Source organism: Sphingomonas silueang, assembly GCF_040049155.1.
GTDB lineage: Bacteria > Pseudomonadota > Alphaproteobacteria > Sphingomonadales > Sphingomonadaceae > Sphingomonas > Sphingomonas silueang.
This window is the reverse complement of the sequence record NZ_JBDZDK010000007.1, coordinates 56,975-72,641: the sequence shown is the minus strand read 5'-3', so window position 1 is coordinate 72,641 and position 15,667 is coordinate 56,975. Positions and strand designations below refer to the sequence as shown.

Genomic DNA, 15,667 nt, shown 5'->3' with positions numbered 1-15,667 from the left:
ATCGAACGCTACCGCCGGTAGCTGCCGGGATCGAGGCCGTAGCGTTGCAGCCGGTCGTAGAGGCTGCGTCGCGACATCGCCAATGCCTCGGCGGCGGCGGCGACATCGCCGCCCGCGCGCTCCAGCGCCTCGCCGATGACCGCCGTCTCGAACCGCGCCACCCGCTCGGCAAGCGGCAGGCCGTCCTCCTCCCCGGCGGTGCCGGGCAGCGCGAGCACGGTCTGCACCGCGAAGTTGCGCAGCGCCCGCACGTTGCCGCGCCACGGATCGGTCATCAGCCGCGCCTCGACGGTCGCGGTCAGCGCGGGCGTTTCGCGCCCGAAACGCTCGGCGGCTTCGCGCAGGAAATAGCCGAACAGCAGCGGCACGTCGGCACGCCGCTCGCGTAAGGGGGGGATGCGCAGGCGGACGGTTTCCAGCCGGTACAACAGGTCCTCGCGAAACCGCTGCTCGGCGCACGCCTGCGCCAGATCGCCCTTGGCCGCCGCCACGATGCGCAGGTCGACGCTGCGCGGCGACCCGCCGCCGATCGGGGGCAGTTCGCGTTCCTCGATCACCCGCAGCAGCTTGCCCTGAAGCCCGTGCGACATGCTGTCGATCTCGTCGAGGAACAGCGTGCCGCGATCCGCGTCGGCGATGCGCCCCTGCTGGTGGCGCGAACCGAACAGCGCCTCGTCGGCCAGCGGATCGGGCAGCGCGGCGCAGTCGATCGCGACGAACTCGCGTGCCCGCCTGCGGCTCCGGCGGTGCAGCATCCGCGCGACCAGCTCCTTGCCGGTGCCCGTCTCGCCCTCGACCAGCACATCGACCTCGACCTCGGCGAGCTGGCGGATCGCCGCGCGCAGGGCGATCATCGCCGGGGTGGTGCCGATCAGCGGGAAATCCTCCTCGGCGGCGGGGAGCGCGGCGCGCAGCCGCCGGTTCTCGATCACCAGCCGCCGCGTCTCCAGCGCGCGGCGGACGCTGGCGACCAGTTCGTCGGTCGCGAACGGCTTGGCGATGAAGTCGAACGCCCCCCGCCCCAGCGCCGCGACCGCCATCGGGATATCGCCATGCCCAGTCATCAGCAGCACCGGCAGTTCGGGATCACGCGCGCGGACGGCATCGAACACCGCATGGCCGTCCATGCCGGGCATGCGGATATCGGTCACGACGATGCCGGGATAGTCGGCATCGATCTCCGCCAGCGCGGCGCGCGGGTCGGCATGCGCCTCCACGTCGATCCCGGCGATGGCGAAGGTATCGACGATCGCCAGCCGCAGATCGTCGTCGTCATCGATCAGCAGGACCTTCATCGCCCATCCTCCCATGCCCGCGCCACCGTGACGCGAAACGCCGCCCCGCCCAGCGGCGAGGGCACGACCGCGACCGTGCCGTCGAACGCGGTCACGATATCGCGCACGATCCCCAGCCCCAGTCCCAGCCCCTCGGGCCTGCCGGTGACGAAGGGCTCGAAGATCCGGTCGGCGATCGCGGGGTCGATGCCGGGCCCATTGTCGGCGATGGTCAGCATCACCCGGTCGCCCTCCGTCGCCACGCCCAGCGCCACCTGCGCGGCGTCGCGCCCCGTCACCGCATCGAGCGCGTTCTGAAGCAGGTTGACCAGCACCTGTTCCAGCCGGACCCGTCCGGCGATCACCACCGGCTGGCCGGGCGGCGGCAGGTCGAGCGCGACCCCGGCGCTGCGGAAGCGATCGGCGATCAGCAGGCGCGTACCCGCGATCACCGCGTCCAGTTCGACCGGCCCGATCGTGCCGCTGCCGCGCCGGGCGAAGCGGCGCATCTCCTGCGTGATCGCGCCGATCCGCACGGTCAGTGCGATCGCGCGGTCGAGATTGGCCTCGACCCGCTCCAGCCGCCCCGCCCCCAGATGCACGCGGGCGTTTTCCGACAGGGTGCGGATGGTCGCGACCGGCTGGTTGATCTCGTGCGCGAGGCCCGCCGTGATCGAGCCGAGCGAGCCGAGCCGGTTGGCCTGCGCCAGTTCCTCGCGGGCTTCCCGAAAACGATGGTCGCTGCGGGTGCGCTCGGCGATCTCGGCGCGCAGCTCGGCGGTGCGGGTCGCCACCGCGGCCTCCAGCGCGGCGCGTTCGCGCGCGGCATCCGCGGCGCGGGTGGTGCGCCACGCGACGAAGGCGAGGACGACTCCCGCGACCAGCGCGGCGACGAGGCCGATCAGCCGCGCGAGATTGGCCGCCTCGCGCAGCGCGGCGGCGGCGGGCGCGACATGGACCAGCCGCCAGCCGGGCACCGGCATCGCGGCGCTCGCGACGACCAGCCGCTCGCCGTCCGGCCCGCGCGCCGTGCCCTCGGCCTGCCAGCGATAGCGGCTGGGCAGCAGCGCCGCACCGCCGAACTGCGCGGCCCGCGCGATCGCGGCGCGATCGGCGGGCGGCAGCGGGCGGGTGAGGCGGAAGCGCTCGGCGGGATCGGTCGCGAACAGGATGATCCCGCGCCCGTCGATCGCCAGCGTCTCGCCCGGATCGCCGCGCCACGCACGGACGAGGTCGTCGAACTCGACCTTCACCACGATCACCCCCGCCGGATCGGCGGCGGTGCCGATGCGACGGGCGAGGAACAGGCCCGGCCGGCCGCTGACATTGCCGACGGCGTAATATTCCGCCGCCCCGTCGCGCATCGCCCGCACGAAATAGGGGCGGAAGCGATAGTTGCGCCCGACGAAGCTTTCCGCCGTGCCCGCGTTGGAGGCGGAGATCGTCCGCCCGGCCCGGTCGATCAGATACAGCACCGGCGCGCCGGTACGCTCGGCGAGCAGGCGCAGCTTGTCGTCCATGCGGGTGCGCGCGGCGGCATCGCCCTGCCGCAGCGCGTCGTCCAGATCGCCGTATTCGCCGAGCACCACCGGCAGCAGCCGGAACTGCGCCAGATCGCTGGCGAACAGCCGGTTCTGCTGGCGCGCGACGCGCTCCGCCGATTCGCGCAGGTCGGCCCGCGCGGCGCGGCCGAGCAGCGTGGCGGCGCACAGCCATGCCACCAGTCCGACGAACACGGTCATCGCCCCGGCGGCGATCAGCGGAAGGGTACGACGACCGGCCATCGGTGCAGGATGCTGCAATGCGCCGCACGCTGTCATGCGAAATCTCGCACGGATCGCGAGGGGCAAATCGCCCGTATTTCGCTTATAACATTGATACATAACGACAAAATACGGTCTGTCGCGAAGGATTTTACTGTGCGGTCGCGACCGCGCATCCTTGGCCACGCACCGGGAATCACGGGCGGGCGAGAGGATGGGCGATGGCATTCCCCGAACAGGACGACGGGCAGCGGCGGCGTGCCGCCTGCGACGCGATCCCCCGTGCCCTGTCCCGCATCCGGCAGCGTCCGGCGCCGTTCCGGACGGCACCTTCCGATGATCCAACCATATAGGAATGGGAGAGACGACATGGCGACGATACCCATGGGCCATCCCGCGCAAGGCGCGGGGCCATCGACCAACACCCGGCTGAAATCGATCATCGGCGGATCGACCGGCAATCTGGTCGAATGGTTCGACTGGTACGTCTATGCCGCCTTCACCCTGTATTTCGCGCCGCACTTCTTCCCCGGCGGCGACCAGACCGCGCAGCTGCTGAACACGGCGGCGGTGTTCGCGGTCGGATTCGTCATGCGCCCGATCGGCGCGTGGGTGATGGGCATCTATTCCGACCGGCACGGGCGCAAGTCGGGGCTGACGCTGTCGGTGACGCTGATGTGCCTCGGCTCGCTCATCATCGCCTGCACGCCGGGCTATGCCACGATCGGGGTGTTCGCGCCCGCGCTGCTGGTGATCGCGCGGCTGATGCAGGGGCTGTCGGTCGGCGGCGAATATGGCGCCAGCGCGACCTATCTGTCGGAAATGGCGGGCAAGGACCGGCGCGGCTTCTTCTCGTCGTTCCAGTATGTCACGCTGATCTCGGGCCAGCTGCTCGCGATCCTGCTGCTGCTGCTGCTCCAGAACGTGATGCCCAGGGCCGCGCTGGAGGAATGGGGCTGGCGCATTCCCTTCGCGGTCGGCGCGGTGCTCGCCGTCGTCGTGTTCCGCCTGCGCCGCGGCCTCGCCGAGACCGAGAGCTTCAAGAACGTCAGGAAGACCGATGCGCCCAAGTCGGGCTTCCTGACGCTGCTGCGCCATCATCCGAAGGAAACCGCGCTGGTCATGCTGCTGACCGCGGGCGGTACGCTCGCCTTCTATGCCTATTCGATCTACATGCAGAAGTTCCTCGTCAACACCTCGGGCTTCACCAAGGAAGCGGCGACGCAGATCAACGCGGTCACGCTGTTCGTCTTCATGCTGCTGCAGCCGCTGGCCGGGGCGTTGAGCGACCGGATCGGGCGCAAGCCGCTGATGATCGCCTTCGGTGCGTCGGGCGTGCTGTTCACCTATCCGATCTTCACCGCGCTGTCGCAGACGCAGGACATGTTCACCGCCGGGCTGCTGGTGATGGCGGCGCTCATCATCGTGACCGGCTATACCTCGATCAATGCGGTGGTGAAGGCCGAGATGTTCCCCGCGCACATCCGCGCGCTGGGCGTGGCGCTGCCCTATGCGCTGGCCAACACGCTGTTCGGCGGGACCGCCGAATGGGTCGCGCTGCGCTTCAAGGCCGCCGGGTGGGAGCAGGGCTTCTACTGGTACGTCACCGCGATGATCGGCATCTCGCTCATCGTCTATCTGCGGATGCGCGACACCCGCAAGGACAGCCTGATCGCCGAGGACTGAGCCGTTCCGCCGCCGTTTCGATCCGCGATGCCGACCATGGACAGGTTCGGCGACCGGCGAACCGGCGGCGGCCGTGCCGGACACCGGCGTGCCGCGGACGCGACCGGGCACCCGCGCGGGCAGCTTCGGACATCGATCGGAAAATGGCGCACCCGAAGGGATTCGAACCCCTGGCCTCTGCCTTCGGAGGGCAGCGCTCTATCCAGCTGAGCTACGGGTGCATCGCCGGGGCCAAGCGCCTAGCAAAGCGCGGACGCTTATGCCAGCCGTTTTGCCGGTTTTTCCGCAGGCGCGGGCGTTTTGGGGCGAAAGGCGCACAGATCGGCCACCGGGCAGCGCCAGCATTCGGGTCGCCGCGCCTTGCAGACATAGCGGCCGTGCAGGATCAGCCAATGGTGCGCGTGCAGCCGGAACGGCTGGGGCACGACGCGGTCGAGCACCGCCTCGACCGCGTTCGGCGTCTTGCCGCGCGCCAGGCCGGTGCGGTTGCCGACGCGGAAGATATGGGTGTCGACCGCGAAGGTCTCCGCGCCGAACGCCACGTTCATCACCACGTTCGCCGTCTTGCGCCCGACGCCCGGCAGCTTTTCGAGCGCGGCGCGGTCGGCAGGCACCTGTCCGCCATGGTCGGCGACCAGCGCCTCGCTCAAGGCGATCACGTTCTTCGCCTTGGCGTTGAACAGGCCGATGGTGCGGATATGCGCCTTCAGGCCGTCCTCGCCCAGCGCGATCATCTGTTCGGGGGTGTCGACCTCGGCGAAGAGCGCGCGGGTCGCCTTGTTCACGCCGACGTCGGTCGCCTGTGCCGACAGGACCACCGCGACCAGCAGCGTATAGTCGTTGACCGATTCGAGCTCGGTTTCGGGATGCGGATTATCCTCCGCCAGGCGGCGGAAGAATTCGGCGATGTCGGCCCGTTTCAAACGCCGACCACCGCGTCCATCGTGTAGCGCCCCGCCCCCGCCCCGGTCAGCCACAGCGCGGCGCGGATGGCGCCGCGGGCGAACAGCGCCCGGTCGTCGGCGCGGTGGCCGAGCTCGATCCGCTCGCCCTCGCCCGCGAACACCACCTGATGGTCGCCGATCACCGTGCCGCCGCGCAGCGAGGCGAAGCCGATCGTGCCGCCCGCACGCGCGCCGACCAGCCCCGCGCGGCCGATCACCCCGCTGTCGGCGAGCGTGGTGCCCAGCCCCTCGGCGGCGGCATCGCCCAGCATCAGCGCGGTGCCCGACGGCGCATCGACCTTCAGCCGGTGGTGCGACTCGACGATCTCGATATCCCAGTCCGGCCCCAGCCGCCGCGCCGCGTCGCGCACCAGCCGCGAGAGCAGCGCGATGCCGAGCGAGGTATTGCCGGTCTGGAGCACCGCGATGTCCCCGGCCGCCGCGTCGATCAGCGCATGGTGCCGGTCGCCCAGGCCGGTGGTGCCGATGACGATCGGCCGCCCGGCGGCCCGCGCCGCCGCCAGATTGGCTTCCAGCGCGGTGGGGGAGGAGAAATCGACCAGCACATCGGCATGGGCGGCGAGCGTGGCGGGATCGTCGCCCGCTTCGGTGCCGCCCGCGAAATGCTCGCCGATCCGCGCGATCTCGCGCTCGATCGCCTGGCCCATCCGGCCCTGCCGCCCGAAGATGCCGATGCTGGTCATGGTTTCCGCCCGCTGTCGCACCGCTCGCGCGGCCTTTGCGGCTCCATGGCCCCGGCGGCGTGACCGTGCAAGCGATTGCGGCGATTCGCGCGCCGCCGACTCAGACGTGCGCGACCGGCGCCTCGGCGTATTTCGGATCCCTGGGGTTGAAGTCGGCCTGCGGCACGAAGGTGCGCGAGGTCAGCGCGACCTTGCCGAGGCCGAGCAGCTTGAAGGTACCGATCTTGGTGATCTTGGGCGCGCTGCCCGCGCGTTCGACCGTCACCGCATCGACGTGCAGGTCGCCGTGCTTGGTCCACAGCATGTGCGGGGCCAGCAGCATGTCCATGTTGTTGTAGCGCACCGAAATGCAGATCTTCTGCATCAGCGCGAAACGGATGATGTCGCTGAGCGACGCGCGCAGCTCCGCGGTGGCGGAGTCGGTCGCAGGACCATGATCCTGCGCAGAGGCGGTAGCGTGTTGCATCGCAGCATAATGTAATCGTTGCGACCGTATCGGGCAAGGGGGTGCGCGTTCAGCCGAACGCCCACACCCACATCAGCCGCCCCGGCGCGAAGGCGAAGGCACCGGGGATCACCAGCGCCCCCAAATACATGCCGATCAAGCGGTTACGGTGCTGCGCGATCCGCCCGGCGCGGGCCGAGGCGATCGCGAGCGCTGCGATTGCAATCGTTAGCGGTACGAAGATATGAATCCATGAGAAGCCGCCGTGATTGAGTTGGCGGATGAACAGCGCGCTGAGCGCGGTCGATACCATCAGCGCCATCCAGATCCGCCCGAGCAGCCGGTGGCGCGCCCCGCCCTTGCGGGTCAGCAGGACATAGAGGCCGAGCGGGATCGCGGGCAGCACGCTCATCAGGTGGATCGCCACCGCGACCCCGTGCGCGTCCGCCGCGGGCGGCGCGATGCCGGTCGCGGCGCGCAGCAACGCATAGAGGCTGGCGAGGCCCAGCGCCCCGCCGCCCAGCGTCACGGCGATGCGTGCGGGCAGCGATACGTCGGTCGGGCGGCGGGCGGGCGACGGGGAAGCGAGGGCGGCGGACATGGCGTGCTCCGGTGGCGAGAGGTCGTCCCCAGCGATGCCCGCCGCCCGCCGCCGGGCAAGCGCGTTGGCGCGAAACGGGCGCGGCGCTTCGCCAAACCGCCGCTTTCCGCTTCACGAAGCGTGAAACGGCACGCTATTCGGGTGCACGAACCGCCGCTGCCGATGCGAGCCGCCGATGCCCGAAGCCCGCCGACTGCTGATCGACCTGACCATCGTCGCCGCCATCGGGCTGGTGCTGGCGGTGCTGGGGCCGTTCGGCAGCTTCGGCGCGCCGTTCGCGTGGCGGCTGGCCTATTGGCTCGCGGTCGTCCTCGCGGGCTATGGCTGCTACCGCCCCGCCACCGCGCTGGCGAGCCGGGCGGCGCGGGTGCTGGACCTGCCCGAAGCGGCGCTGTGGGCGCTGGCGTGCGTGCTGGCGACGGTGCCGATGACCGTCCTGCTATGGGCGGCGAGCGGGTTGCGCGGGGCGCTGCGCGTCAATTCGGCGAGCGACTGGCTGAACGCCTATGCCAATGTGCTGGTGCTGGGGTCGGCGATCACCGCGGTCTTCTGGTTCGCGCGGAAGCGGGGCGGGTCGGTGCCGGATGCCGTTGCCGACGCACCCGCCCCGGTCGTCGCGGCCGAACCCGCGCCGCCCGCCCCGGCGTTCCTCGACCGGCTGCCGCCGCATCTGGGGCGCGACCTGATCGCGCTGGAGATGGAGGATCATTATGTCCGGGCGCATACGCCGCTGGGATCGACGCTGATCCTGATGCGGATGCGCGATGCCGTCGCCGAACTGGCGGGCGTCGACGGGCGGCTGGTCCATCGCAGCTGGTGGGTGGCGCGCGCCCATGTGCGGGGCGCGACGCGCGACGGGCGCAACCTGCGCCTTGCCCTGACCGGCGGGATCGAGGCACCGGTCGCGCGGGGGCAGGCGGAGGCGTTGCAGGCGGCGGATTGGCCGATCGCCACGCCAGCGGTTCCCCCGCGCGCCACGATCGGCTAGAGCCGCAGGCAATCATGGGCAATCTAATCCTCGTCATGGCGGGCGGAGCGATCGGCTCCGGCCTGCGGTATCTTTTCGGGCGGGCCGCGACGGCGGTGGTGGGTCCGGGCTATCCCTGGGGTACGCTGGGGGTGAACCTGCTGGGCGGGCTGGCGATGGGGCTGCTGATGGGCATGCTCGCGCGGCATGGCGGCGGCGAGGGCGCGCGGCTGCTGATCGGGGTCGGCGTGCTGGGCGGGTTCACGACCTTCTCGTCCTTCTCGCTGGAGATGGTGACGATGGTGGAGCGCGGCGCTGGGCTCCAGGCGCTGGGCTATGCGCTGGTGTCGGTGATCGGCGCAGGGCTGGCGCTGTTCGCCGGGCTTTCGATCGCGAAGGGGACGGCGGCATGAGCGGCAACAACAACGATGTGCGCCAGTTCACGGTCGGCGCGGACGACGACGGCATCCGGCTCGACCGCTGGTTCAAGCGGCACCTGCCCGACGTGACCTTCAACACCGTGTCGCGCTGGGCACGCACCGGGCAGCTGCGGATCGACGGCGGGCGGGCGCAGCCGGGCGCACGGCTGGCCGCCGGACAGATGCTGCGCGTGCCGCCGCCCGAATCGGCGGTGGTGGCACAGCCGCGTGCCAAGGCGGAACGCCCGCCGCTGTCGGCCGAACAGACCGAATTCGCGCAGAGCCTCGTCATCCACCGCGACAAACAGGCGCTGGTGCTGAACAAGCCGCCGGGCCTCGCGACGCAGGGCGGGACCAAGACCCACGACCATGTCGACGGGCTGCTCGACGCGCTCCAGTTCGACGGCGAGGGGCGGCCCAAGCTGGTCCACCGGCTCGACAAGGATACCTCGGGCGCGCTGCTGATCGCGCGGACGGCGCGGGCGGCGGCGTATTTCGCCAAGTCCTTCTCCGGGCGGACCGCGCGCAAGGTGTATTGGGCGCTGGTGGTCGGCGTGCCCGACATTGCCGACGGGATCATCGACCTGCCGATCGCCAAGCAGCCGGGCACCGGCGGCGAGAAGATGCATGTTGACGAGGCGGAAGGGCAGCCCGCCCGCTCGCGCTACCGCGTGATCGAACGGGTCGGCAACCGTGCCGCCTGGGTCGAGCTGCAACCCTTTACCGGGCGTACGCACCAGCTGCGCGTGCACATGGCGGCGATCGGCCATCCGATCGTCGGCGACGGGAAGTACGGCGGGCAGGCGGCGTTCCTGACCGGCGGGGTCAGCCGCAAGATGCACCTGCACGCGCGCCGCATCCGCATCGACCATCCCGACGGCGGGCAGCTGGACGTGACCGCCGAGCTGCCGCCGCACATCGCCGAGAGCATCGACCTGCTGGGCTTCGACCTGACCCTCGGCAACGCGATGATCGACGACGCCCCCGCACCGCCGACGAGGGCCGAGCAGAAGGCCAGGGCCAAGGCGCATGCCAAGACCTATCGCAAGGAACGCCGGGGCGAGCGGCGGTCGCGGGGCAGCCGCGACTGATGCACCCCGACGCCGCCTTCCGCATGGACGAGGGGGCCGCGCGGGCCTTTGTCGCGGGCGAGGGGTTCGGCGTGCTGTTCGCGCAGACGCCAGAAGGACCGCGCGCGGCGCAGCTGCCGGTGGTGGTGGACGCGGACGGCAGCTTGCGCTTCCACCTCGCGCGCGGCAATGCGCTGACGCCGTATCTGGCGGGGGCCACCGCGCTGTTCGTGGCGCAGGGGCCGCATGCCTATGTCTCCCCCCGCTGGTACGGGGCCGGGCCGGACGAGGTGCCGACATGGAACTACCTGTCGGTCGAGGTGGAGGGCGTGGTCCGTCCGCTCGATCGCGCAGGCTTGCGCGGGCAGATCGATGCGCTGGCGGCGACCTATGAGGACGAACCCTGGGCGATCGATTCGATCGATCCCGCCAGGGCCGAGGCGATGCTGGGCGCGATCGCCGGGTTCGCGCTGGTGCCGACCGCGTGGCGCGGCACCGCCAAGCTCAGCCAGAACAAGCCCGTGGACGTGCGCGAGCGGGTGACGGCGCGGCTGGGGAGCCATCCGCTGGCGGCGTGGATGCGGGCGGCGATGCTGGGCGGCGCGCTGCTGCTGGGGGCGTGCGATCCGCTGGAGGATACCGACTGGCTGCTGGGGGCGGCGCGCTCGCCCGAGGGCACGCGGATCGCGCGGCTGTGGTGCCCCGACCTGTGCGACGTGCCGGGCAGCACCGTCGTCACCGTGTCTCCTGCCGGTCGGGCCGTGCCGGTGGAGCGGGACGAGAACGGCTTCCCGCCGCAGGGCGCACTGCCCGAGGAGGATGTCGTGCTGCGCTTCGACGCCGGGGGGTTCGAGGGCGCGCCGATCGCGGCACGCTGGACCGCGCCGGACGAGTTGACCGTCACCGCCCCCTGCCCCGCCGCGCGCGATGCGGTGGCGGGCGGGGTCCGCATCCGGCTGCGCGCCACCGATTGCAAGGCGCCGGCATGACCCGGCTGGCGGTGTTCGACTGCGACGGGACGCTGGCCGACGGGCAGGCGAACATCTGTCGCGCGATGGCGCTGGCCTTTGCCGAGGCCGGACTGCCCGCACCCGATCCGCGCGCCGTGCGCAGGATCGTCGGCCTGAGCCTGCCGCAGGCGGTGGCGCGGCTGGCCCCGACGCTGGACGAGGCGGCGCATCACGACGTCGCGGAGGGCTACAAGCGCCATTTCCGGGCGATGCGCACCGACGGCACGCTGGCCGAGGAGCCGCTGTTCCCCGGCGTCGTCGCGGCGCTGGCCGCGCTGCTCGACGGCGGCTGGCGGCTGGGGGTGGCGACCGGCAAGTCGGACAGGGGCCTCGCGCTGCTGCTGGCGCATCACGGGATCGCGCGGCATTTCACCACGCTCCAGACCGCCGACCGCCACCCGTCCAAGCCGCATCCGGCGATGCTGCTTGCGGCGCTGGCCGAGGCGGGGGCCAGCCCACAGGCCAGCGTGATGATCGGCGACACCGCATTCGACATGGCGATGGCCCGCGCCGCAGGGGTGCGTGCCGTCGGCGTGACCTGGGGCTATCATGGCCCCGACGAACTGATCGCGGCGGGGGCGGACGTGCTGGCGCACGATGCCGCGACCCTGCCGCAGCTATTGGAGACGGCATGACCCCGGACGAGCGGACGACACGCAACCGCTGGCTGGCGATGGTGGCGGTGCGGATCGCCACCGCGTGCGGCGCGGTGTTCGGCGTGGTGCTGATCGCGCGCGCGCAGGCCACCGCGCCGAAGGTGCTGGGCGTGGCGATCGTGCTGTCGGCGCTGTACGCGATGGCGGTGGTGCCGCGCGGCCTGGCGCGCAAGTGGCGCAGCCGGTGAAGCGCTTCTGGACCGATGTAGCGGTGACGCCGGGGCGCGGCATCGCGCTGGACGGGCGGCCGGTGCGCACGCCGGGGCGGCTGGCGCTGGCGCTGCCGACCGATGCGCTGGCGCAAGCCGTGGCGGCGGAGTGGCGCGCGGTCGGCGAGACGGTCGATCCTCGCGCGATGCCGTTCACCGGCCTCGCCAATGCCGCGATCGAGCGGATCGCCCCCGACCCCGCTGCCTTTGCGGGCGGAATCGCGGTCTATGGCGCGAGCGACCTGACCTGCTACCGCGACGGCGACGGGCCGCTGGGCGCGCGGCAGGCGGCGGCGTGGGACCCGGTGCTCGACTGGGCGGCCGGGCGCTATGGCGTCGCCTTCGCCGTTACCGCCGGACTGATGCCGGTCGAGCAGCCGCCGCTGACGCTCGCCCGGCTGCGCGAGGGGGTGGTGGCGCTGTCGCCGTGGGTGCTGGCGCCGCTGTCGCCGATCGTCAGCCTCACCGGATCGCTGCTGATCGGCCTGATGCTGGTCGAGGGGGCGATCGTACCGCAAGCGGCATGGGCGGCGGCGCATGTCGACGAGGACTGGCAGGCCGAGCAATGGGGCGAGGACGCGCTGGCCGCCGGGACGCGGGCGGTACGGGCGGCGGAGTTCGATGCGGCGGTGGCGTTCCTGCGCGCGGTGCAGGCGGGGTAGTCGGCGGTCCGGTAACGCCGCTTAAGGTTGCGAAGGTTGCGCGGAACGGGGCGTTTCGTGGTGGCGGACAGCGTTGTCCGACGGCGGCGCCGGGCCGGTCGATCCCTGTACCACCAGTTCGAGCGCGGCGGGCGGGACCGTCGCGGTCGGCACCCCCTCGATCCGGTCGATCAGGCTGCGGGTGACGTGCGCGGCCATGTCGGCGATCGGGCGGCGGATGGTGGTGAGCGCAGGGGTGAGCATCTGCGCGAGGATGCTGCCGTCGAAGCCGACCACCGACAGGTCGCGCGGCACCGCAAGGTTGCACCGCGCGGCGACCTTCAGCACCGCCGCCGCCATCACGTCGTTCGCGGCGAAGATCGCGGTGGGGCGCTCCGTCCCGGCCAGCAGCGCCTGTGCGCCCGCCACGCCCGAATCGAAGCCATAGTCGCCGCTCGCCTCCGCCAGCAGCGTCACCCCCTGCGCCGCCAGCGCCGTGACGAACCCTGTGCGGCGTTCGCGTGCCGAATGGGTGGCGACGGGACCGGAGAGCAGCGCGATGCGGCGATGGCCCAGCGCCAGCAGATGCGCCGCGACCGCCGCCGCCGCGCCGCGTTCGTCGGACACCAGCATCGCGTCATAGCCATGGAGCGCGACCGACGACAGCGCGACCGACGGTACGCCCGCCGCGCGCAGCCGGGCGGGCAGATCGGCCACGCCCGACACCGGCGGCACCACCACCACCCCGTCGACCCGCGAGCGCTCGACGAAATCGGTCACGTCGCCGCTCACGTCGGCGGCATCGGTCGCGACCGGATGGACCACCAGTTCATAGCCGCGCGCCGCCGCTTCGCGCACGACGCCGCGTTGCAGGGGATCGAGCACCAGCGCGTTGCGATCGTTATGCACCAGCCCGAGCAGATAGGAGCGCCCGGTCGCCAGCCCCCGCGCCCGCGCACTGGGGCGGAAGCGCAGCGCGGCGATCACGCCTTCCACCTTCTCGCGCGTCTCGGCGTTCACCAGCGGCGAACGGTTGAGCACGCGCGAGACGGTGCGGATCGACACGCCCGCGCGCGCGGCGACATCGGCGATGGTCGTGGCGATGGTGGTTCCCGGACCGCCGGGCAGGTCGTTGTGCATCGCGCCCGAGCGTAGAGCCGGATCGGCGCGGAGGGAACCGGGGGCGGGAGCGATCCCGGACCTGTCGGCGCTTACTCGCTGCCACGGATTTCGTCCTTCCCGCGCAGGCGGGAATCCATTTCCGCCGCGGTTCGGGAAGGATTCGCGACGTCGGCGCATATGGGCTCCCGCCTGCGCGGGAGTGACGGGAGTGGGGACAGTCGGCAGCTTCATGCCGGGCGGGATGCCGGCAAAACTGCTCCCTTCCCTTCCACGATTCCTTTGCGAAAATCCAGGGTCAACCCTTGATCCTGCCGTACCCCCGCGCAGGCGGGGGTCCAGAGCCAGGTAAAACAACGGCTTGCGTCCTTGGCTCCTGGACCCCCGCCTGCGCGGGGGTACGGAAAAGGATTTTCGCAGAGGAATCCTCCCGGGGGGGGGAGATGGTAAGGGCCGCCCCTATTGGCCCGCCCGGGTCAGTGCGCGGAATTCCTCGCGGGTGATGCGGCCGTCCTTGTTCTGGTCCATCAGCGCGAAGGCGGTGGCGAGTCCGGCGGCGGCCTGTCCCTTCTGCGACGGGTCCGCCTTCGCCGCCTCGGCATCGACGCGGGCCGTCACCACGTCGAACTCGGCCTTGCTGATCGCGCCGTCCTTGTCGGTGTCGAACAGGCCGAAGAATTCGGCTTCGTCATCCGCCTCCGGGCTGACGACCGGCGCCGTCGGCGCGGGCGCGGGCGCGGGGGCCGGTTGCGGCGCGGTTTGCAGCAGGGCGGCCAGCAGGAACGACAGCATCCGAATTCTCCGTAAGGAACATGTGCCCCCAGCGTCGCACCGGCGCACCGGTCTGACAAGATGCATGCTTTTCTTGCGCCGCCGCCCCGGCTCGCCTAGGCGCGCGGCCATATCCTGCCAATCCCATGAGGAGCCTTGTCTTGGCCGACTCCATCAACCGCGTCGTGCTCGCCTATTCGGGCGGGCTGGACACCAGCGTCATCCTGAAGTGGCTCCAGCAGAACTACAACTGCGAGGTCGTCACCTTCACCGCCGATCTGGGCCAGGGCGAGGAGCTGGAACCGGCGCGCAGGAAGGCCGAGCTGATGGGCGTGAAGCCCGAGCATATCTTCATCGACGACCTGCGCGAGGAGTTCGTCGGCGACTTCGTGTTCCCGATGATGCGGGCGAACGCGCTGTACGAGGGGCTGTACCTGCTCGGCACGTCGATCGCGCGCCCGCTGATCGCCAAGCGCCAGATCGAGATCGCGAAGCTGGTCAACGCCGATGCGGTCAGCCACGGCGCGACCGGCAAGGGCAACGACCAGGTCCGCTTCGAGCTCGGCTATTACGCGCTCCAGCCGGATATCAAGGTGATCGCGCCGTGGCGCGAATGGGACCTGACCAGCCGCACCGCGCTGATCGCCTTTGCAGAAGCGCACCAGATCCCGGTGCCCAAGGACAAGCGCGGCGAATCGCCCTTCTCGACCGATGCGAACCTGCTGCACACCTCCTCCGAAGGAAAGGTGCTGGAAGACCCGTGGGAGGAAGTGCCCGATTACGTCTTCTCGCGCACCGTCAGCCCCGAGGACGCGCCCGACACGCCACAGATCGTCACCATCGCGTTCGAGCGCGGCGATGCCGTGGCGGTGGACGGGGTGGGAATGTCGCCCGCGACGCTGCTCGCCAAGCTGAACGAACTGGGCCGGGCGCACGGCATCGGGCGGCTCGACCTGGTCGAGAACCGCTTCGTCGGCATGAAGTCGCGCGGCATGTACGAGACGCCGGGCGGCACGATCCTGCACGCCGCGCACCGCGCGATCGAGCAGATCACGCTGGATCGCGGTGCCGCGCATCTGAAGGACGAGCTGGCCCCGCGCTATGCCGAGCTGCTGTACAACGGCTTCTGGTTCTCGCCGGAGCGCGAGATGTTGCAGGCGGCGATCGACCATAGCCAGCAGAAGGTGTCGGGCGAGGTGCGGCTCAAGCTCTACAAGGGCGCGGCCCATGTCATCGGGCGGCGCTCGCCCAATTCGCTGTACAGCGAGAAGGTGGTGACGTTCGAGGACGATCAGGGCGCGTACGACCAGCGCGACGCGGCGGGCTTCATCAAGCTCAACGCGCTGCGCCTGCGCCTGCTCGGACGGCGCGACCGGTAAGGAGCGGCA

Annotated in this window: 17 protein-coding genes and 1 tRNA gene; 9 read left to right on the top strand and 9 right to left on the bottom strand. The window is 71.2% G+C overall.

Going from position 1 to position 15,667, the window contains the following annotated elements; all coding sequences use genetic code 11:
- Nucleotides 1-8: 8 nt before the first annotated feature.
- Together ABLE43_RS09140 and ABLE43_RS09135 are read right to left on the bottom strand one after the other, a co-directional pair.
- Complete coding sequence (locus tag ABLE43_RS09140; protein ID WP_348978184.1) at nt 9-1,295, bottom strand: sigma-54-dependent transcriptional regulator; 1,287 nt, start codon at nt 1,293-1,295, stop codon at nt 9-11.
- A complete protein-coding gene (locus ABLE43_RS09135) occupies nt 1,292-3,058 on the bottom strand; it encodes a sensor histidine kinase (RefSeq protein ID WP_348978183.1) in 1,767 nt (588 codons plus the stop codon). Before ABLE43_RS09135 ends, ABLE43_RS09140 begins: the two co-directional genes overlap by 4 nt.
- A 363-nt stretch (nt 3,059-3,421) precedes the next feature.
- Between ABLE43_RS09135 and ABLE43_RS09130 the strand changes: the two genes are divergently transcribed.
- Nucleotides 3,422-4,723 (top strand): MFS transporter, encoded by a 1,302-nt coding sequence (locus ABLE43_RS09130; protein ID WP_425475249.1) that lies wholly within the window; start codon nt 3,422-3,424, stop codon nt 4,721-4,723.
- A 144-nt stretch (nt 4,724-4,867) separates the two neighbouring features.
- On the opposite strand, the gene ABLE43_RS09125 is transcribed toward ABLE43_RS09130, so the two are convergent.
- The 5 genes from ABLE43_RS09125 to ABLE43_RS09105 all read right to left on the bottom strand — a co-directional run bounded on the left by ABLE43_RS09125 (nt 4,868) and on the right by ABLE43_RS09105 (nt 7,417).
- Nucleotides 4,868-4,944 (bottom strand) — tRNA-Arg (locus ABLE43_RS09125).
- A 36-nt stretch (nt 4,945-4,980) separates the two neighbouring features.
- Nucleotides 4,981-5,646, bottom strand: a complete 666-nt coding sequence (nth, locus tag ABLE43_RS09120; protein ID WP_348978181.1) for an endonuclease III — start codon at nt 5,644-5,646, stop codon at nt 4,981-4,983.
- Nucleotides 5,643-6,371: a 4-hydroxy-tetrahydrodipicolinate reductase gene (gene dapB / locus ABLE43_RS09115; RefSeq protein ID WP_348978180.1), complete on the bottom strand. Its 729-nt coding sequence runs from the start codon at nt 6,369-6,371 to the stop codon at nt 5,643-5,645. Before dapB ends, nth begins: the two co-directional genes overlap by 4 nt.
- Before the next feature lie 100 nt (nt 6,372-6,471).
- The gene (locus ABLE43_RS09110; RefSeq protein ID WP_348978179.1) at nt 6,472-6,837 is read right to left on the bottom strand and encodes a hypothetical protein; all 366 of its coding nucleotides are present in this window, start codon (nt 6,835-6,837) and stop codon (nt 6,472-6,474) included.
- A 49-nt stretch (nt 6,838-6,886) separates the two neighbouring features.
- Complete coding sequence (locus ABLE43_RS09105) at nt 6,887-7,417, bottom strand: DUF2306 domain-containing protein (RefSeq protein ID WP_348978178.1); 531 nt, start codon at nt 7,415-7,417, stop codon at nt 6,887-6,889.
- 175 nt (nt 7,418-7,592) lie between these two features.
- On the opposite strand from ABLE43_RS09105, the gene ABLE43_RS09100 reads away from it, so the two are divergent.
- From ABLE43_RS09100 to ABLE43_RS09070, 7 genes are read left to right on the top strand one after another with little or no spacing between them, the layout of a single operon-like run.
- Nucleotides 7,593-8,405 carry a LytTR family DNA-binding domain-containing protein gene (locus tag ABLE43_RS09100; protein ID WP_348978177.1) on the top strand — a complete coding sequence of 271 codons (813 nt, stop codon included), beginning with the start codon at nt 7,593-7,595 and terminating at the stop codon, nt 8,403-8,405.
- 14 nt (nt 8,406-8,419) lie between these two features.
- Nucleotides 8,420-8,797, top strand: a complete 378-nt coding sequence (locus tag ABLE43_RS09095; protein WP_348978176.1) for a fluoride efflux transporter FluC — start codon at nt 8,420-8,422, stop codon at nt 8,795-8,797.
- A complete protein-coding gene (locus ABLE43_RS09090; protein ID WP_348978175.1) occupies nt 8,794-9,894 on the top strand; it encodes an RluA family pseudouridine synthase in 1,101 nt (366 codons plus the stop codon). The genes ABLE43_RS09095 and ABLE43_RS09090 overlap by 4 nt, the downstream gene beginning before the upstream one ends.
- Nucleotides 9,894-10,862: an FMN-binding negative transcriptional regulator gene (locus ABLE43_RS09085; RefSeq protein WP_348978174.1), complete on the top strand. Its 969-nt coding sequence runs from the start codon at nt 9,894-9,896 to the stop codon at nt 10,860-10,862. Before ABLE43_RS09090 ends, ABLE43_RS09085 begins: the two co-directional genes overlap by 1 nt.
- On the top strand, nt 10,859-11,518 hold the full coding sequence (locus ABLE43_RS09080; protein ID WP_348978173.1) for an HAD-IA family hydrolase: 660 nt from the start codon (nt 10,859-10,861) through the stop codon (nt 11,516-11,518). The genes ABLE43_RS09085 and ABLE43_RS09080 overlap by 4 nt, the downstream gene beginning before the upstream one ends.
- Nucleotides 11,515-11,727 (top strand): hypothetical protein, encoded by a 213-nt coding sequence (locus tag ABLE43_RS09075; protein ID WP_348978172.1) that lies wholly within the window; start codon nt 11,515-11,517, stop codon nt 11,725-11,727. The genes ABLE43_RS09080 and ABLE43_RS09075 overlap by 4 nt, the downstream gene beginning before the upstream one ends.
- The gene (locus tag ABLE43_RS09070; RefSeq protein ID WP_348978171.1) at nt 11,724-12,410 is read left to right on the top strand and encodes an ATP12 family chaperone protein; all 687 of its coding nucleotides are present in this window, start codon (nt 11,724-11,726) and stop codon (nt 12,408-12,410) included. Before ABLE43_RS09075 ends, ABLE43_RS09070 begins: the two co-directional genes overlap by 4 nt.
- Before the next feature lie 21 nt (nt 12,411-12,431).
- Here ABLE43_RS09070 and ABLE43_RS09065 read toward each other — a convergent pair whose 3' ends face one another.
- Complete coding sequence (locus ABLE43_RS09065) at nt 12,432-13,529, bottom strand: LacI family DNA-binding transcriptional regulator (RefSeq protein ID WP_348978170.1); 1,098 nt, start codon at nt 13,527-13,529, stop codon at nt 12,432-12,434.
- Nucleotides 13,530-13,967: 438 nt separating this feature from the next.
- Nucleotides 13,968-14,300, bottom strand: a complete 333-nt coding sequence (locus ABLE43_RS09060) for an EF-hand domain-containing protein (RefSeq protein ID WP_348978169.1) — start codon at nt 14,298-14,300, stop codon at nt 13,968-13,970.
- A gap of 140 nt (nt 14,301-14,440) precedes the next feature.
- Here ABLE43_RS09060 and ABLE43_RS09055 point away from each other — a divergent pair, with 140 nt between their 5' ends.
- A complete protein-coding gene (locus tag ABLE43_RS09055) occupies nt 14,441-15,658 on the top strand; it encodes an argininosuccinate synthase (protein ID WP_348978168.1) in 1,218 nt (405 codons plus the stop codon).
- Nucleotides 15,659-15,667 lie beyond the last annotated feature (9 nt).